The 15,504-nt window shown below is 44.6% G+C and carries 18 protein-coding genes, 1 pseudogene and 1 riboswitch; of the genes and pseudogenes, 5 read left to right on the top strand and 14 right to left on the bottom strand.

The features are described 5' to 3' along the window. Positions 1–41: 41 nt before the first annotated feature. Complete coding sequence (locus NYE43_RS02575) at positions 42–362, top strand: thioredoxin family protein (protein WP_010333104.1); 321 nt, start codon at positions 42–44, stop codon at positions 360–362. Positions 363–376: 14 nt separating this feature from the next. Here NYE43_RS02575 and NYE43_RS02570 read toward each other — a convergent pair whose 3' ends face one another. Continuing rightward, the gene (locus tag NYE43_RS02570; RefSeq protein WP_024120288.1) at positions 377–1,249 is read right to left on the bottom strand and encodes a cation diffusion facilitator family transporter; all 873 of its coding nucleotides are present in this window, start codon (positions 1,247–1,249) and stop codon (positions 377–379) included. 249 nt (positions 1,250–1,498) lie between these two features. Between NYE43_RS02570 and NYE43_RS02565 the strand changes: the two are divergent. Together NYE43_RS02565 and fbpB are read left to right on the top strand one after the other, a co-directional pair. Then, positions 1,499–1,664, top strand: a pseudogene (locus NYE43_RS02565) (Fur-regulated basic protein FbpA). Beyond that, complete coding sequence (fbpB, locus tag NYE43_RS02560) at positions 1,651–1,797, top strand: Fur-regulated basic protein FbpB (protein WP_010333101.1); 147 nt, start codon at positions 1,651–1,653, stop codon at positions 1,795–1,797. Before NYE43_RS02565 ends, fbpB begins: the two are co-directional and overlap by 14 nt. A 24-nt stretch (positions 1,798–1,821) precedes the next feature. Here the strand turns inward: fbpB and NYE43_RS02555 are convergent, their stop codons facing one another. The 9 genes from NYE43_RS02555 to dctS form a co-directional block, all read right to left on the bottom strand. Further along, a complete protein-coding gene (locus NYE43_RS02555) occupies positions 1,822–2,967 on the bottom strand; it encodes an acyl-CoA dehydrogenase family protein (protein ID WP_341060793.1) in 1,146 nt (381 codons plus the stop codon). Positions 2,968–3,095: 128 nt separating this feature from the next. Continuing rightward, positions 3,096–3,431 (bottom strand): hypothetical protein, encoded by a 336-nt coding sequence (locus NYE43_RS02550; RefSeq protein ID WP_003225151.1) that lies wholly within the window; start codon positions 3,429–3,431, stop codon positions 3,096–3,098. A gap of 95 nt (positions 3,432–3,526) precedes the next feature. Further along, positions 3,527–4,294: an ABC transporter permease gene (locus tag NYE43_RS02545; RefSeq protein ID WP_024120284.1), complete on the bottom strand. Its 768-nt coding sequence runs from the start codon at positions 4,292–4,294 to the stop codon at positions 3,527–3,529. Beyond that, positions 4,287–5,213, bottom strand: a complete 927-nt coding sequence (locus NYE43_RS02540; protein ID WP_341060791.1) for an ABC transporter ATP-binding protein — start codon at positions 5,211–5,213, stop codon at positions 4,287–4,289. Before NYE43_RS02540 ends, NYE43_RS02545 begins: the two co-directional genes overlap by 8 nt. Before the next feature lie 90 nt (positions 5,214–5,303). Next, complete coding sequence (locus NYE43_RS02535) at positions 5,304–6,542, bottom strand: dicarboxylate/amino acid:cation symporter (protein ID WP_024120282.1); 1,239 nt, start codon at positions 6,540–6,542, stop codon at positions 5,304–5,306. A gap of 72 nt (positions 6,543–6,614) precedes the next feature. After that, a riboswitch (cyclic di-AMP (ydaO/yuaA leader) is annotated at positions 6,615–6,746 on the bottom strand. A gap of 49 nt (positions 6,747–6,795) precedes the next feature. After that, the gene (locus tag NYE43_RS02530) at positions 6,796–7,848 is read right to left on the bottom strand and encodes an AI-2E family transporter (RefSeq protein WP_024120281.1); all 1,053 of its coding nucleotides are present in this window, start codon (positions 7,846–7,848) and stop codon (positions 6,796–6,798) included. 147 nt (positions 7,849–7,995) lie between these two features. Then, positions 7,996–9,261, bottom strand: coding sequence for a C4-dicarboxylate transporter DctP (gene dctP, locus NYE43_RS02525; RefSeq protein WP_059353128.1), 1,266 nt, complete (start codon positions 9,259–9,261; stop codon positions 7,996–7,998). A gap of 118 nt (positions 9,262–9,379) precedes the next feature. Beyond that, positions 9,380–10,060, bottom strand: a complete 681-nt coding sequence (locus NYE43_RS02520) for a response regulator (protein ID WP_101860311.1) — start codon at positions 10,058–10,060, stop codon at positions 9,380–9,382. After that, positions 10,050–11,657 carry a two-component system sensor histidine kinase DctS gene (gene dctS, locus NYE43_RS02515; protein ID WP_044161761.1) on the bottom strand — a complete coding sequence of 536 codons (1,608 nt, stop codon included), beginning with the start codon at positions 11,655–11,657 and terminating at the stop codon, positions 10,050–10,052. Before dctS ends, NYE43_RS02520 begins: the two co-directional genes overlap by 11 nt. Before the next feature lie 71 nt (positions 11,658–11,728). On the opposite strand from dctS, the gene NYE43_RS02510 reads away from it, so the two are divergent. Together NYE43_RS02510 and NYE43_RS02505 are read left to right on the top strand one after the other, a co-directional pair. Next, the gene (locus NYE43_RS02510) at positions 11,729–12,781 is read left to right on the top strand and encodes a TRAP transporter substrate-binding protein (RefSeq protein ID WP_185848263.1); all 1,053 of its coding nucleotides are present in this window, start codon (positions 11,729–11,731) and stop codon (positions 12,779–12,781) included. A gap of 84 nt (positions 12,782–12,865) precedes the next feature. Continuing rightward, a complete protein-coding gene (locus NYE43_RS02505) occupies positions 12,866–13,687 on the top strand; it encodes a manganese catalase family protein (RefSeq protein WP_024120276.1) in 822 nt (273 codons plus the stop codon). A 39-nt stretch (positions 13,688–13,726) separates the two neighbouring features. On the opposite strand, the gene NYE43_RS02500 is transcribed toward NYE43_RS02505, so the two are convergent. The 4 genes from NYE43_RS02500 to gsiB all read right to left on the bottom strand — a co-directional run bounded on the left by NYE43_RS02500 (position 13,727) and on the right by gsiB (position 15,463). Continuing rightward, a complete protein-coding gene (locus tag NYE43_RS02500; protein ID WP_185848264.1) occupies positions 13,727–14,113 on the bottom strand; it encodes a VOC family protein in 387 nt (128 codons plus the stop codon). A 138-nt stretch (positions 14,114–14,251) separates the two neighbouring features. Further along, the gene (locus NYE43_RS02495; RefSeq protein WP_185848265.1) at positions 14,252–14,611 is read right to left on the bottom strand and encodes a YdbC family protein; all 360 of its coding nucleotides are present in this window, start codon (positions 14,609–14,611) and stop codon (positions 14,252–14,254) included. Beyond that, positions 14,605–14,946, bottom strand: a complete 342-nt coding sequence (locus tag NYE43_RS02490) for a cupin domain-containing protein (protein WP_103671951.1) — start codon at positions 14,944–14,946, stop codon at positions 14,605–14,607. Before NYE43_RS02490 ends, NYE43_RS02495 begins: the two co-directional genes overlap by 7 nt. 145 nt (positions 14,947–15,091) lie before the next feature. Continuing rightward, positions 15,092–15,463, bottom strand: a complete 372-nt coding sequence (gsiB, locus tag NYE43_RS02485) for a glucose starvation-inducible protein GsiB (protein ID WP_010333086.1) — start codon at positions 15,461–15,463, stop codon at positions 15,092–15,094. Positions 15,464–15,504 lie beyond the last annotated feature (41 nt).

Here is a 15,504-nt window from a genome sequence, read left to right as displayed (position 1 = left end):
TTATTTTATATTAAAATGGCATTGAAAAGGAGATGTGACATATGAAAAAAATCACAACAAAAGAACAATTTAATGAATTGATTCAATCTGATAAAGAAATCATTGTAAAGTTTTATGCTGATTGGTGCCCTGACTGCACACGCATGAATATGTTCATCGGCGATATTTTGGAAACGTACAATCAAAACGATTGGTACGAGCTGAATAAGGACGAGCTTCCTGAACTGGCTGAAACATATCAGGTAATGGGTATTCCAAGCCTGCTCATTTTCAAAAATGGAGAAAAAACAGGCCATCTTCACAGCGCCAATGCCAAAACGCCTGAAGAAGTGACTGAATTCTTATCAGAACATATAAGCTAATTCGATAAGCAGCCCTATTTTATGTCGTCGGGCTCTACGTGAACATGAACATGAGTGACATCGTGTTCATGTTTTATTTTGTTTTCTACCTCATCTGCGACCCCATGGCCTTCCTCTACTGTCAGCTTCGGATCCACTGTAATGACCATCTCTATATGTACTGTGCTGCCCAAGTATCGCGCTTTCACGTCCTTAAGACGATGCACATTTTCTATCCGGCCGACAGTCTGTTTATAAGGTTCAAGATCTTTCAAATGGAACCCGTCCGTTAATGAATGCGAAGCGTCTTTGAAGATATCCCAGGCTGTCTTGCAAATGATGATTCCAATAATAAAAGCCGTAACCGGATCTATCCAGGCCAGCTGCAGCTGGGAAGAAAAAACACCGATAAACGCTCCGGCACTGACAAATGCGTCTGACCTGCTGTCCTTCGCCGCCGCCATAAGTGCAGAGCTTTTAATGGATGCTGCGAGTCTTTTGTTATATAAATAGATGCCGTACATAAACACTGCACTGCCTAAAGCCGTCCACGCCGCGATAAGGCTTGGCGTTTCTGATGTGCCGCCCGCAATCGCTTTTCCTCCGCCGATTAACACTTCAATTCCAACAGCCATCATAATAAAAGACGCAATAAGGGACGAAATTGTTTCAGCCCGATAATGGCCATATGGATGGTCACTGTCAGCCGGCCTTTGGGAAATACGCAGTCCGATCAGCACCGCTATTGACGCTACAATATCTGTCCCATTGTTTAACCCGTCTGCTCTCAGCGCTTCAGAATGATACAGTATTCCGATTGTCAGCTTTACTGCAGCAAGAATGATATATGCCAAAATATTGAGGAGTGCTCCTTTTTCTCCCTTTTTAAGATTATCTGTCCTCCCCATTGAATACCAGCCTCCATTCTATTACATAGTATGGTTAAAAACATGAAAAATAGCAGCAGCGATTCTCAACGGGGAGGGAAATTTCGACAGCAAATTATTGCCCGGGAAACTTTTTGTCGATATGTTGAAGGTTTGCTTACTTACGAAAGAATAGGACTGTTTTCACCTTTACAGGCTGTGGCGGACATTGTATACTGAGGTTAATTGATAATGATTATCAATATCGTTTGATTGGAGGTTGGTGACACAATGACACCTCAGTCTGCAGAAATCAGAAAAAAGCATCTCATTCATCTGTTAATACAGAATGGTATATACAAAAAGTCAAAGCGTCATTTGTATGAATTGTCGCTGATGGAGCTGGAAAGTGAATACAAAACATTGTCAGGAGGCGCCAGGGCATGCCAAAGCGTAAAATAAAAACCTACCAACAGCTGATCCAGGAAAACAAAGAGGCGATCATGGGCAATCCAAAGCTGATGAACGTCATTTACGACAGAATTGACCGCAAGCATCAGAAGAATCTCCAGGAACAAAACAATACATAAAAAAGAGCCGGCAAAGGCTCTTTTTTATGTATTGAAAGCTTCTGCGGCCAGCTTTTGAATGACCGCGTCGTCCATCGGCGGGTTATGGAGACCGGCGCGCACATCCCGGTAATAGCGCTGAAGCGGATTGGTGCGTTCGAGGCTTTTGGCCCCTGCAATTCTCATCGCTTTGTCTACAACAGAAAGCGCGGCGTTTGTGACGATATGTTTTGCCGCACCGAGCTCACTCTTCAAGTAAGGGCGGCGCTCCGGATCGTCATACAATTCAGCCGCATGAAAAAGAAAGTGTCTGGCATTCAGCAATTCAAGCTCCATTTCGCCTGTTCTTTGCTGAACGGCCGGAACATCCTTGATCGGTCCCTTCAAACTATTTGGAGAATACTCGGAGGCAAAGCGCACCGCATAGTCTCTAGCAGCTTGAGCCACGCCAAGATAAACCGCCGGAATATGGAGCAGCCAGCCATTTGGCTTTGCTCCCCGCGGCCCTTGAAGCAGCTCCACCAGTTTATCGTCCTCCAGCGTTACCTCGTTTAATACAAGATCATGGCTGCCGGTAGCCCGCATCGCCATCATATCCCATGTTTCTTCAATTGATACACCAGGATCATTTTTATGAACCAACACGACACCTGTTGTTTGTTTTTCTTCAATCCATGCCGTCACTAAAAAATAATCAAGCGCTTGCGACATTGTCGTAAACGTTTTTCTTCCATTCACCACCCATTTGCCGTCCTTTTTGACGGCGGCAGTCCCGGGGCGTCCTCCCCTGGTCGGGCTCCCGGTTTTCGCTTCTGTCGCTGCTCTATTGATCACGGCGCCGTTTTGGACTTCCTTTGCGATAAACGCAAACACATCTTCATCCCAGCTGTTTCCTTCTCCGAGCTCTCCCATCATGCTTAAATGCCAGCCGATGCTCAGAGCTGCAGGAGCATCTCCCCGTGCAAGCCGCTCTTGAAAAAGCAGCATGTCGTAAACAGACATTCCTGCTCCTCCATGGGATTTTGGCACGGTTATCGCCGTATATCCCGAATCAAGCAGTTTTTGTATTTTTTCGGCAGGAAATCGTCCCTGTTCATCATCCTTAGCGGCTGTTTGCTGAAATTCATCCGCTAGCTGTCCTATTTTCTCTATCCATTGCCGCTGTTTTTCGTTCCGTACAAATAATGACATCCGGCAGCCCCCCATTTTTTCAATTCCGATAAATTTAATATGTATTATAGATTTCCAGCCATGATTCCGCAACTGTTAACAATTTGTCCACGATAGAAAAACACGCCGTTCCCGAGGGAACAGCGTGTTTAAACCGGATTTGCATCCCGGTCTTGTTTCATACCGAGATAAATGAGCATATAAGTCAGGTAACCCATTGTCATGACCAATCCGCCGAAGAAAAAGCTTGAGAAAATCGGCTCTTCAAAGGCAGTAACTGCCGCAAGCACAATCCAGCTTGCATACAGATATATGATAAAATAACGGATACCCGTCTTCATTTTATATATCATGTACAGCCCCACGAGAGAAAACAACCCCAGCGCGAGCCTGAAATATACAAGATGTTCAAACTGAAACATGAATGACACAAATGAGAATCCAAGCAGCAATACAATCGGTAAAGCGGTAATAAAGTTCCTCAATTCGAGACACCTCCGTCAGTACCTTTATTATAAACCAAAACATCGAATGATATTGATTTACGTGAGCTTTTTCACAAAAATGTCATTCCTTGCCTTTAGATTCGAACATCCCGTTTGCAGAAACTCCACCAGGCAACGGCAATGAAGAAAACAGCATGAATCACAATAATCCCTACAGAGAACAATGGCGTCATGCCTGAAAACAGAGCCGTTTGTCCGCTTTTGTATTGAGTGAAGTCCGTGTTTGCAAAAAGCAAAAAGCTTCCCCATTTGTTTTCAAACAGCTTCATGATTTGCACAAGTGAACTTGCTCCATATAAAACAACAAAAGAAACAACAACTGAAATGGCACTGTTGCGGAACAGTGATGAACAAAGCAAACCGAATAATCCCATCAGCACCGCTTCAAGCCAGTTTGTGCCGATTAGCTCCAATGTGTTGATGAACAATGTTTTTGATTCAGATGTCACGGACGTGCCAAAAAAGACAAGACCGAATAATAAAGCCAGAATGTAGTATGCCAGATAAAGATAGAAGCTGACCATTACAACTGTCATTAGTTTCGACCAAAAGACCTTTTGCCGCTTGACCGGGCGAATAAGCAGAAATTTGATTGTCTTTTTATCAAATTCATTAGAAATAATCGTCGCTGCAATGACAATGGTTAACGCCTGCAGCAAGATATTCAGGCTCGGTGTATAGGAAAAGTAGCCGATGAAGTTTTCGTCAGTTCCGGCACTGATAACGATCCGTTTAATGATCAGCGCCATGAAAAATTGAAATACGGCCATCAATATAAGCGAAACAAATGTGACTTTCCGATTAAAGAGTTTCATATGTTCATTCCATATTAATTTAGACAAGCTCTTCTCCCTCCTCTTGATGAGCGGTTGTCGCTTTTATAAATTCGTCTTCCAGTGACTGCGTATAATGCATAATTGAAAATACGTTCAGTCCTTGTCCGACTAGTGAGCGGTTCAGCTCTGGTATATTTTCTTTCGCTATATCCACCACGATGGAGCCGTCTTTACGTTCAGCTGTGTATCCATTGCCCGTCAGCCAATCGAGCGCTTTTTGCGCCGGCTGCACTTCAATAACGGCTTTTTCCGTTTTCTGACCGGCTCCATTCAGGCTCACTTCTGCTTTGATCTCGCCTTTTTGTATGATGATCACACGGTCACACAGGTCTTCAACTTCACGCAATAAATGAGTGGCGAATAAAACCGCTGTTCCTTCCTCTTCGGCGAGCTCCTTAATATGGTCGCGAAAATCCTTCATACCGGCAGGATCAAGACCGTTTGTCGGCTCATCTAAAATGAGAAGCTTCGGCCGGTGAAGAATTGCCTGAGCAATGCCGAGACGCTGGCGCATGCCGAGGGAGTAGGTTTTCACCTTATCATCAATTGCTGACGTCAGCCCGACTCGTTCCACCACTTCGTCCAGTCTTTCATCAGTTATCTTTTTGTGCATATTTGCAAAGTGTTTAAGGTTTTCCCAGCCTGACAGGTACGGGTAAAACTCAGGGTTTTCCACAATCGCGCCGACAGCTTCCATCGCTTGTTCGAACTCAGTATCATGCTTGAATCCGTTGATGGCCACACTTCCGCTGTTTTGTTTTAACAGCCCGACGATGATGCGGATGAGTGTCGTTTTTCCGGAACCGTTCGGACCGAGAAGACCGATAATCTCTCCCTGCCTGACGTCCATGCTGATCTGTTTTAAAATCTGTTTAGACCCTATTTTTTTATCAAGGCCTTCAATATGTAAAATCGGCTCAGCCATAAAGCCTTCCTCCTTTTTTCGACAAAAATAAACAGTGCCTAAAAATAGGCACTGTTTGTATTATAGCATTTGTTGCTTCCAAATGTTTGGTTAAACCGATAGAGTCGGTGCTTGCTCCGGCTGTTTGTTCTTTTCTGTTTCTGTAATGATGACGGCACAGGCCGCGTCTCCTGTTGTGTTGACCACTGTGCGAAGCATATCGAGCAAGCGGTCTATTCCGAGGATCAATCCGATACCCTCAACAGGCAAGCCGACTGATTGAAGCACCATAGCGAGCATAATCAAACCCACTCCCGGAACACCCGCAGTTCCCACACTTGCTAATACAGCCGTCAATATCACCATCAGCAATTGCGTAAATGTAAGATCATGTCCGAATACCTGTGCAATGAAGATGGTGGCCACCCCTTGCATAATGGCTGTCCCGTCCATGTTAATCGTCGCCCCGAGCGGCTGAACGAAGCTGCTGATCGGCTCAGGCACTTTTAGTTTTTTCTGGGCTACATCCATTGATACCGGAAGTGTTGCATTGCTGCTTGAGGTACTGAACGCAACGACCATAACTTCTGAGAAATCTTTAAAGAATGTAATCGGATTTCTTTTTGCTAAAAGAGCCACTGTTGAACCGTATGTGACGATTGCATGTATGACAAGAGACAGTGTAACAACAATCATGTACAGCCCCATCGCTTTTATTGCACTGAATCCCTGGCTGCCGATAGCTGTCGCAATGAGACCAAACGTGCCGTATGGCGCAAACTTCATGACCAGGTTGACCAGATACATCATCAGTTCATTGCCCTGCTCCACGACTTTCAAAAGCATATCCGCTTTTTTGCCTAGCATCGTAATCCCGAGTCCGACAAAAATGGAAAACACGATAATCTGGAGCATATTCCCTTCGGTCATCGCTTGAACGGGATTGGCCGGAATCATGTTCAGAAGTGTGTCAGCAACACTCGGCGCTTCTTCTGCCTCGAATTTAGCGGATGAGACATCATAAGTGCCGAACTCACCCGGCTTAATGACAAGCGCCAGTATAAGCCCGATCGTAATCGCCACCGCTGTCGTGATGAGAAAATAAGAAATGGCCTTCACACCGATTCTGCCAAGCTTTTTAGGATCGCCAAGCCCGGCAACTCCTAATGTAAGAGAGAAAAAAACAATCGGTACGACAAGCATTTTAATGAGATTTAAAAAGATGGTGCCAAGAGGACCGAATACAAACTTATTCAAATTTTCAAATAATTCAGGTGATGTTACATTAAGAATAATCCCCGTGACGGCACCCAGAACCAATGCAATGATGATCTTTCTTGCCAGTTTCATCCGCATTCCTCCTTTTTTGAAAAAAAGCCCGCGAGAGACTCCCGCGGGCTTTGGCTGTATCATAAAACCACAGGATTCTCTCTTCACGCTGATGAGGTTAGCTGCCGGGTTCGGACGAAGAGATGTCCGTTTTTCAGATGAAAAATGAACCCCAAACGATTGGGTCCCCCACTCCTTTTAAAAAGGATTAAGCGTGTGGCTTACTTTTGTATGATGTAGTTTTATTTATACAGAAAATATCCAATTTTGTAAACTATTTTTTGTTACTTTTCTCTCGAGGTCTTTTAGGCCTATTTTCCTTGTTGGTTACATCAAGAATATCAAGGAGAAATACAAAGATCGGAATCCCGATAATTAAGCCCCAAATGCCGAGAAAGTGTTCAGAAAAAATCAGGACTGTAAATGTGAAAAAGATCGGCAGCTCTGTTTTCGCTGACATCAGCTTCGGATTGAGGAAATATGTCTCAATCGCATGAATGGCGAAAATGACAAGCACAATGTAAAGCACATACATTCCGCCGCCTGTGCTGTATGCAATAATGCTAAGCGGGATCAGGGAGATGACAACGCCTGCTACTGGGATCAATCCGAGAAAGAAAACCATGATGGACAGCCCCAACAGCTGAGGGAAGTGCATAATCCAGAGCGCAATAAAAGTCAGTATGCAGTTCACGAGCGCAATGATAAATTGTGCCTCAAGCACCTTGCCGAACGTTCTCGCGAATTTACCTCCGAAAAAAGCAATCTCATTATAAAAAACAGCAAGCTTGCTCGTTTTAAACTGCTCCATAAATTCAGACAGCCGTTTTTTCTCAAATAAGAAGAACATGCTGAGAATGAGCGCCATCACGATCTGCAAGCCGAATGTGCTGATATCGGCCAGATACGTATAAAGTACATTGAAACCCTCTTTGACATACGAACTGATATTAATATCTCCGAAAACACTTGTGATCTCATCAAAGAAAGGAATGCTGCTTGGATGATACGCAATATGTTTAATCTGCTTGATCAGCTGCTGAATCTGTGCGGCAACGACCGGATAAAACACAAACCCTCCGACTGTAAGCAGCACGGCCAGCAAAATGTAGAGAAACGTAATGACAACCCGCTGGCTCACGCGGAAGAACCGGCTTAAAAACTGCCGGACGACAAGCTCCAAACGATCCATAAGAAATGTGAAAATGAAGGTCAGCAATATTAAGTTGATCATGCTCTTAAATAGATATAACACACCAGTTAACACGACAAAGATGGAAAAACGCCTTACTCCCGGGTGCTGAAAAAATTTTACTAAAGCGGCCATTTATACACTCCTGTTAGGACAAACGTCCTTCATTCAATATAGTATCCATTTGTAAATTATATAACAAAAAAATGCTGAGGTCTCTGTCCTCACCTTAATTATTCTTAAACAATTAAAAAAACGGCCCCATAATGGGCCGTTTTTTTTTCAGACTGCTGTTTTCATTTTTTTCATGCCTTCCACAGCCTCCACGCTTTTTGCTTCATCGAATTCTTTTTCGCTTTTTGCAACGATGATTGTGGCGATTCCGTTTCCGATCAGGTTCACAATCGCTCTTCCTTCACTCATGAAACGGTCGACACCAAGCAGAAGCGCAAGACCCTCAAGCGGAATGACCTGAAGTGCTGACAGCGTTGACGCAAGAACGATAAATCCGCTTCCTGTCACACCGGCTGCCCCCTTCGAAGTCAGCATCAGAACGAGGATAATCGTAATTTGCTGGCCGATGCTGAGATCCACTCCAAACACTTGAGCCAGAAAGACAGTCGCCATTGATAAATAAATGGATGTTCCGTCAAGGTTAAACGAATACCCGGTCGGAATAACGAGCCCGACGACTGATTTTGAACAGCCGTAGCGTTCCATTTTATCCATCATTCTCGGAAGAACCGATTCTGAAGAGCTTGTGCCGAGCACGATGAGAAGCTCATCTTTGATGAAGCGCAGGTAATTCCACAGGCTGAATCCGTATAGCTTGCAGATGATATTTAAAACAACAAACACGAACAGGAACATTGTGATATACACGGACAGCATTAAGCTGGCAAGCGGCTTGATGGAATCGAGTCCGAAGTGCCCGATCGTATACGCCATCGCTCCGAATGCACCGATTGGAGCGGCACGCATAACATAGCCGATAATTTTGAAAAAGACATGTGAAACTTTATCAAAGAAATCAATGACGCTTTTCCCTTTTTCACCTAATGCCGCTAGACCGACTCCGAAAAGAATGGAAAAGAATAAGACCTGCAAAATATCCCCTTTTGCGAAGGCATCAACCATGTTGGACGGTACGATGTGTGTGACAAATTCAACCCAGTCGATCCCCTGACCGCCATTTTGGGTGTATTGTGAGACATCTCCCTTTTCAAGCTTGCTGTAATCGAGGCCCGCACCCGGCTTCATAATATTGACGACAAATAAACCGATAATGAGTGCAAGGGTCGTAACAACCTCGAAATAGATAAATGCTTTTCCCCCTACTTTTCCAACCTTCTTCATATCGCCCATTTTTGCAATCCCGAGAACGATTGTGAAGAAAATGATTGGAGCGATCACCATTTTCACAGCGTTGATAAAGGTATCGCCAAGCGGTTTCATTTCTTTCCCGACATCCGGCCAAACCAATCCGACAATGACCCCGATGATGACCGCGGTTATGACTTGAACTGTTAAATTTTTAAACAGTTTCATATTCTCCCTCCCCTGTCCTAGTCGCCTTTGTGTCTTTCTTACTAGAATGATAGCGTTTTCATTAGAGACGGGGAAGTTTATGTTCATAACGGACATTTTGGTCTTTTTGGTCTCGGGTTTACACTTTAAATATGTAGCGGTTGACGGGGCGTCCGACTCCTCCGTACTGAACATCAAGCTGAATCGTTCCGTTCTTTTCGAGATAATCAAGATAGCGTCTCGCTGTCACTCTGGCGATGCCGAGAGCCTTGGCAACCTCTTCAGCAGAAAGAGGCGACGTTTGCTGCTTCAAAAAAGCAATGAGCTCATTCATCGTAAAATGATTCAACCCCTTCGGCAGATCCTGTACGGCCTGCTGCGGGATATTGAGGATGGCATCAAGCTGATCCTGGGACAGCGTGTCGTTTTCCTCTATTTTTTGTTTATACCGCTTATATTTTTCAAGCGCCTGTCTCATCCGTTCGAGCTTAAACGGTTTTAAGATATAGTCAACTGCTCCATTTTGCAGCATAAGAGCAATTGTTTCCTTGTCTTTTGCAGCGGATACGACGATGACATCTACCTCAAGCTTTTGCTTTCTGATCTCCTGCAAGGTTTTGATCCCGTCTTTTTTTGGCATGTATACATCCAGAACCACGAGTTCGGGCTGCTGTTCTTTGATCAGCTTGATGCCTTCGTCCCCGTTTCCCGCTTGCGCACAGACGGTAAAGCCTTTAACGGTTGTTATGAAATCCTTATTGACTTCCTGAACCATCGGATCGTCTTCAATGAGCAGAACCTTGATTTCCTTACGAGCCATGCTGCGCTTCCTCCCCCTTCATCGGAAAAACGATTGAAAAAGACGTTCCCTGTCCCGGGTGTGAATCGACCTCTATCGCACCCGATCCTTTGTCTGTTATTTGCTTGACTAAATAGAGGCCATAGCCTGTGCCGCCTGTTTTATTCACTGTAAATCCTTTTTCATAAAGGTACGGCATATGTGTGTGTTGAATCCCGCATCCGTTGTCTTCTATTAAAATCGCAAGGATATCCTCCGTTTGTTCAATGCTGATGTCAATTCGTTTGTCATCAGACTGAACGGTTTCAAACGAGCCGAAGGCATTTTCAATCAGGTTGCCGAGAAGCACGACGATATCATGCTGGTCAACATGCTCGGGAAATTGCTGCAGGCTGCTGTTTTCATCAATATGCACAGCAATGCCGAGCTCTTTTCCCCTTCTGATTTTACTTAACAAAAGCCCCGCCGCGGCGTCATTTTGAATGGAGCGATGCAGAAATTCTGTGACGTTTTCCTGCTCGGTTGAAGTCTGAAACGCCAGCTGCAGCGCTTTTTCAGATTTCCCGAGCTGGATCAGGCCTGCGATGGTATGGAGCTTGTTCATATGCTCATGATTTTGGACGCGGAGCGCTTCGACAAAGTTTTTGACACCCGTCAATTCCTCAGCCATCTTGGCCGCTTCCGTTCTGTCCTGAAAAATCGCGACGGCACCGATGACTTTTTTCTTCATGACGATCGGAATCCTGCTGCTCATGATGACCTTTCCGCTGACACGAATTTCTTCATTATAAACCGCCTTGTTCCGTTCCACGATTTCGGGCAAACGCGAATCCTTGAGTACATCCCAAATCACCTTTCCGACCAGATCGCCCTGCACCTCAAAAATCTGTTTGGCTTTTTCATTAAATATTGTGATGATATGCCGGTTGTCAATAGCGATCACGCCTTCGTTCATAGAGTGAAAGGTAGCGGTTCGCTCTTCATACATTCTGACAATTTCATGGGGCTCGAGCTGAAACATTTGTTTTTTGATATGACGGGCCAGCAGGAACGAACCCGCCAGGCCGAACCCGAGTGTCAGCACTACGATGAAGGCGATATCCCTTCTTAAATGAAACAATATATCAGCCATCCCCGGCAGTGTTTTTCCAACGAGTACTACGCCGACCTGGTTCAAATCCTGATCCTTTACCGGATAAAAGGCCCGGACAGCCGTCCCGATCTCGCCTGTTGCTTCTGAGAAATAAATGTGCTCCGCAAACGCTGCTTCTTCATCTGCACCCTTTGACTTTTTTCCGATGTTTGTGGTGACAGGATGAGTATAGCGAATGTGATCCATATCCATGACGACAATGTAGTCTGCTTCATTGATCATACGGATCTCTTCAACCGCATGACGGACGGCTTCTGTTTGTTCTTTTCGCGATAACGCCTCTTTCACTTCGGTCATCTCCGACACCGTCCGAGCCGTATTCATCAGCCTTTTTTTCAGCTCCCTTTCCTCAGTATGCTGAATATTGCCTATGAGCACAATGCCGCCGATCAAAAAGGAGAAAATGACGAGTATGTAGGAAAGGATCGTGATTTTCCAGCGGATTGAGAGCTTTTTTTTGTTCATCAGCTTCTCCTTTCAGGTCTTTACGAATCACATCTGCCCCATTATTCTTAACATAAGGGAGGGGGCTTTTCATGAAGAGTTTGCTTGCATGTCTCGGTCTGATGATCGCCGGAATTGCAACCGCTTTATTTATCGGATTCCATGACCGGTCCAGCGGCGAAGAGATTGTATATGATGACGACCAGGAAGGCTTACAGGATCAAATCGTATTCAAATTCAGCCACGTTGTTGCTGAAAACACGCCAAAAGGGCTGGCCGCCAACAAATTCGCCGAGCTCGTAAACGAGAAATCAGGCGGGAAAATGAAAATTGAAGTGTTCCCGAATGGAAGCCTGTATTCGGACATTGAAGAAATCGAAGCATTGCAAAATGGCGACGTGCAATTTATCGCCCCCTCCACATCGAAGCTCGGTATGCTCTCTCCTGAATGGGGAGTTCTTGATCTTCCGTATGCGTTTACAGACTATGATGCCGTTAAAAAAGGGCTGCACGGAAAAATTGGAACACAGCTGTTTGATTCCTTAAAGAAAAACCAATTAAAGGGCCTGGCGTACTGGACAAACGGCTTTAAGCAAATCACCACGAATCAAGGCCCGGTCAAAACACCCGATGATTTAAAAGGACAAGATCTGCGCATTATGCAAAGTAATGTGATAGAGGACCAGTTCAAGCTGCTTGGTGCAGCACCCCACCAGGAATCTTTCAATTCTACTTTTCAGCTGTTAGAAAACAATATAGTAGATGGCGAGGAAAATACAATCTCAAACATCTATTCTAAAAAATTTTATAATGTTCAAGACTATTTGACAATAAGCAGCCACGGTTATCTCGGCTATGCTGTCATGACTGATGAGCATTTCTGGAACGCGCAAACACCGGAAACAAGGCGTATTTTGACTGAAGCGATGAAGGAAACAACGGAGTGGAATGAAACGTATGCCGAAAAAATGAACAAGGAGCAGCTGGAAGAAATCAAAAAACATTCTTCTATTAAAATCTACGAGCTGTCAGATAAAGAGAAAAAAGATTGGATGAAGCGCCTTGATCCTGTTTACCGGCAGTACGAGCCCATCTTCGGCCGGAAGCTGATTCAGGAGCTTTTGGAGCTGCGAAAGGATTCGTAATCCCCATCTCGATACGCTGCTTCTCGTTTATCTTTCAAACGATCGGAAATATAAAAAGAGATAAACGAAAAAGGAGATGGGAGCATGTTTAAGCATACGAAAAAGCTGCAGCATCCTGCTAAGCCAGATCGTCCAGATCCATTATTCGCTAAAAAAATGCAAGAAATTTTAGGCGGGCAATTCGGAGAAATTTCAGTTGCCATGCAGTACTTATTTCAAGGCTGGAATACAAGAGGAAATGAAAAATACAAGGATTTGCTGATGGATACGGCAACTGAAGAAATCGGGCACGTTGAAATGATCGCTACCATGATCGCCAGACTTCTTGAGGATGCCCCGCTTGATGAACAGGAAAAAGCGGCTGATGATCCAGTCATTGGTTCCATCATGGGAGGCATGAACCCTCACCATGCCATTGTATCAGGACTAGGCGCCATGCCGGAAAGCAGTACAGGCGTACCATGGAGCGGAGGCTACATCGTAGCGAGCGGAAACCTGCTGGCAGACTTCCGCGCCAATCTGAATGCGGAATCACAAGGCCGTCTACAGGTTGCACGCCTGTTTGAAATGACGGATGACAAAGGCGTCAAGGACATGCTCAGCTTCCTGCTGGCGCGTGACACAATGCACCAAAACCAATGGCTGGCCGCTATTAAAGAATTAGAAGCACAGGAAGGTCCGGTTGTTCCGGGTACATTCCCGAAAGCGCTCGAGAAACAGGAATTCTCTCATCAGCTTATCAATTTCTCTGAAGGTGAAGAAAGCGCCGAGCAAAACTGGCTGAAGGAGAAAGCCCCGGACGGAGAAGCGTTTGAATATGTGAACGAAGCAAAAGCTTTTGGAGAAAAGCCGGAATTGAAGCCAGCTCCTCCTTTTGTTCATAATACGCTTCCTGGGCGTGAGTAAGAGGCTATCATAAAAAGGATAGATCACTCCAGCGGTGATCTATCTTTTTTTGTGCGTTTTCTGCCGCTCAAGCATCTCCAGACGATTGCCAAATGGATCTGAAATATAGAATCTGTCCGCTCCCGGAAGTTTATTGTCCTCAACTATTCCAATTCCATTGCATTTCAAATGTTCTTTTAAACCTTCTATATTCATAACCTCAAAGGCAGGGTGTGCTTTTTTAGCGGGGACAAAAGGTTCTTCTATCCCGATATGCAATTGTCTATTCCCAAAAGTGAACCAGACTCCGCCCCGAGCTTTTAAAACATCAGGTTTTTCAATTTCCCGAAAGCCTAATATGCCGCCGTAAAATTGTCTTGCAATAGTTTCACAGCCTTTAGGAGCCGCAAGCTGAATATGATCAATTTCATTAAAATGAAAAGTCATCTGAATCAATCCCCCTGATTTCACAATTGAATGCCATTTTCTTCATTCTAATTCAATCAAAATAACAGGAGAATATCTTTATTGTTATTATGAGTGATAAAATCAGCTAATCATCTTTTTTAGGACGACTTCTCTTCACTAAGCTTTTGCCACAGTCCATCCAGGCTCGTATTCAATGTCCCTGCTGTCAAATAAACAAGCGGCCTCCTCTGCATCCACCTGAGACAGCGTCACTTCGATAGAGAGAATCGTGCCCTTTTGCTCGATTTCTTTATAGATGATGTCGTGTTCGTTCTCCATAAAAGCATCATAAGCTTCTCTGTTCTCCCAAACGCTGGTGATTTCTGCGGTGAACAGCCCATCCGCTGTTATCCGCCATCCGCCGGTCTGTTTGATGAAGCCATTTACATGTGATAATGCTCCCCACTGTGACTGCGCGTTTGAAAATGCTTCAGCGTTTGCCGCGTCCACCCCAGATACAATCTTTTTGATCAGCATTTTGATTCCTCTGTTATGACCGTTTCCGCATGAATGTGCTCGACGCAGAGATTCACGGTCCTGACGTAAGAGCGCGTGCGGTGAACCGTTCCTTTTGGGATCAGCAGGCTGTCATTTGCTTTGAGTACCGCGGTTTCTTTGTTCTTAAAATCAATAAGCAGCTCACCTTCAAGAACAATGAATAATTCATCTGAGTCAGGGTGATGGTGCCAGTCGTATTCTCCTGTAAACACAGCGAGCCGTACACAATGGTCATTGACCTCTGAAATGGAGAAATTAGCGTGCTTTTCTTTGACTTCATTAGCGATGGCGAGCAGGTTTTGCATCTTAGGCATAAGTGAAAACTCCTTTTTCACCTATTTTACCGCAGAAACGTCATTGGGAAGGTATATTTTTTCCATTTCATCATAAAAAGCGATCCAGCTGCTGCGCCGGATCGCTTTTTATCTACAGGTTGTCTGCCTTTTATGCTTTACTTAGTTAGTCGTTGTCGCGGGCGTTTCCGCCTTTTGAGCCAATTTCTTGATAGAATTCCTTATCATGATTTTTGCTTGTCGCTTCTCCGCCTTTACGGCCGATTTCTTGATAGAATTCTTTATCATGATTTTCGCTAGTGGCTTCTCCGCCTTTTTCACCGATTTCTTGATAGAACTCTTTGTCATGGTTCTTGCTAGTGGCTTCTCCGCCTTTTTCGCCGATTTCCTGATAGAATTCTTTGTCATGGTTTTTGCTAGTGGCTTCTCCGCCTTTTTGACCAATCTCTTGATAGAATTCTTTATCATGGTTTTTGCTAGTCGTTTCTCCGCCTTTTCTACCTGCTTCTTCTCTGCTCATTTTGTTATCTTGTGCCATTTTGAATTCCTCCTTTAATTGGTGTTGGTTGTTGTATTCCC

The organism is Bacillus sp. FSL R5-0434, from assembly GCF_038004745.1.
In the GTDB taxonomy this organism is placed as follows: domain Bacteria; phylum Bacillota; class Bacilli; order Bacillales; family Bacillaceae; genus Bacillus; species Bacillus halotolerans.
This window is presented reverse-complemented; position numbering and strand designations above follow the sequence as displayed.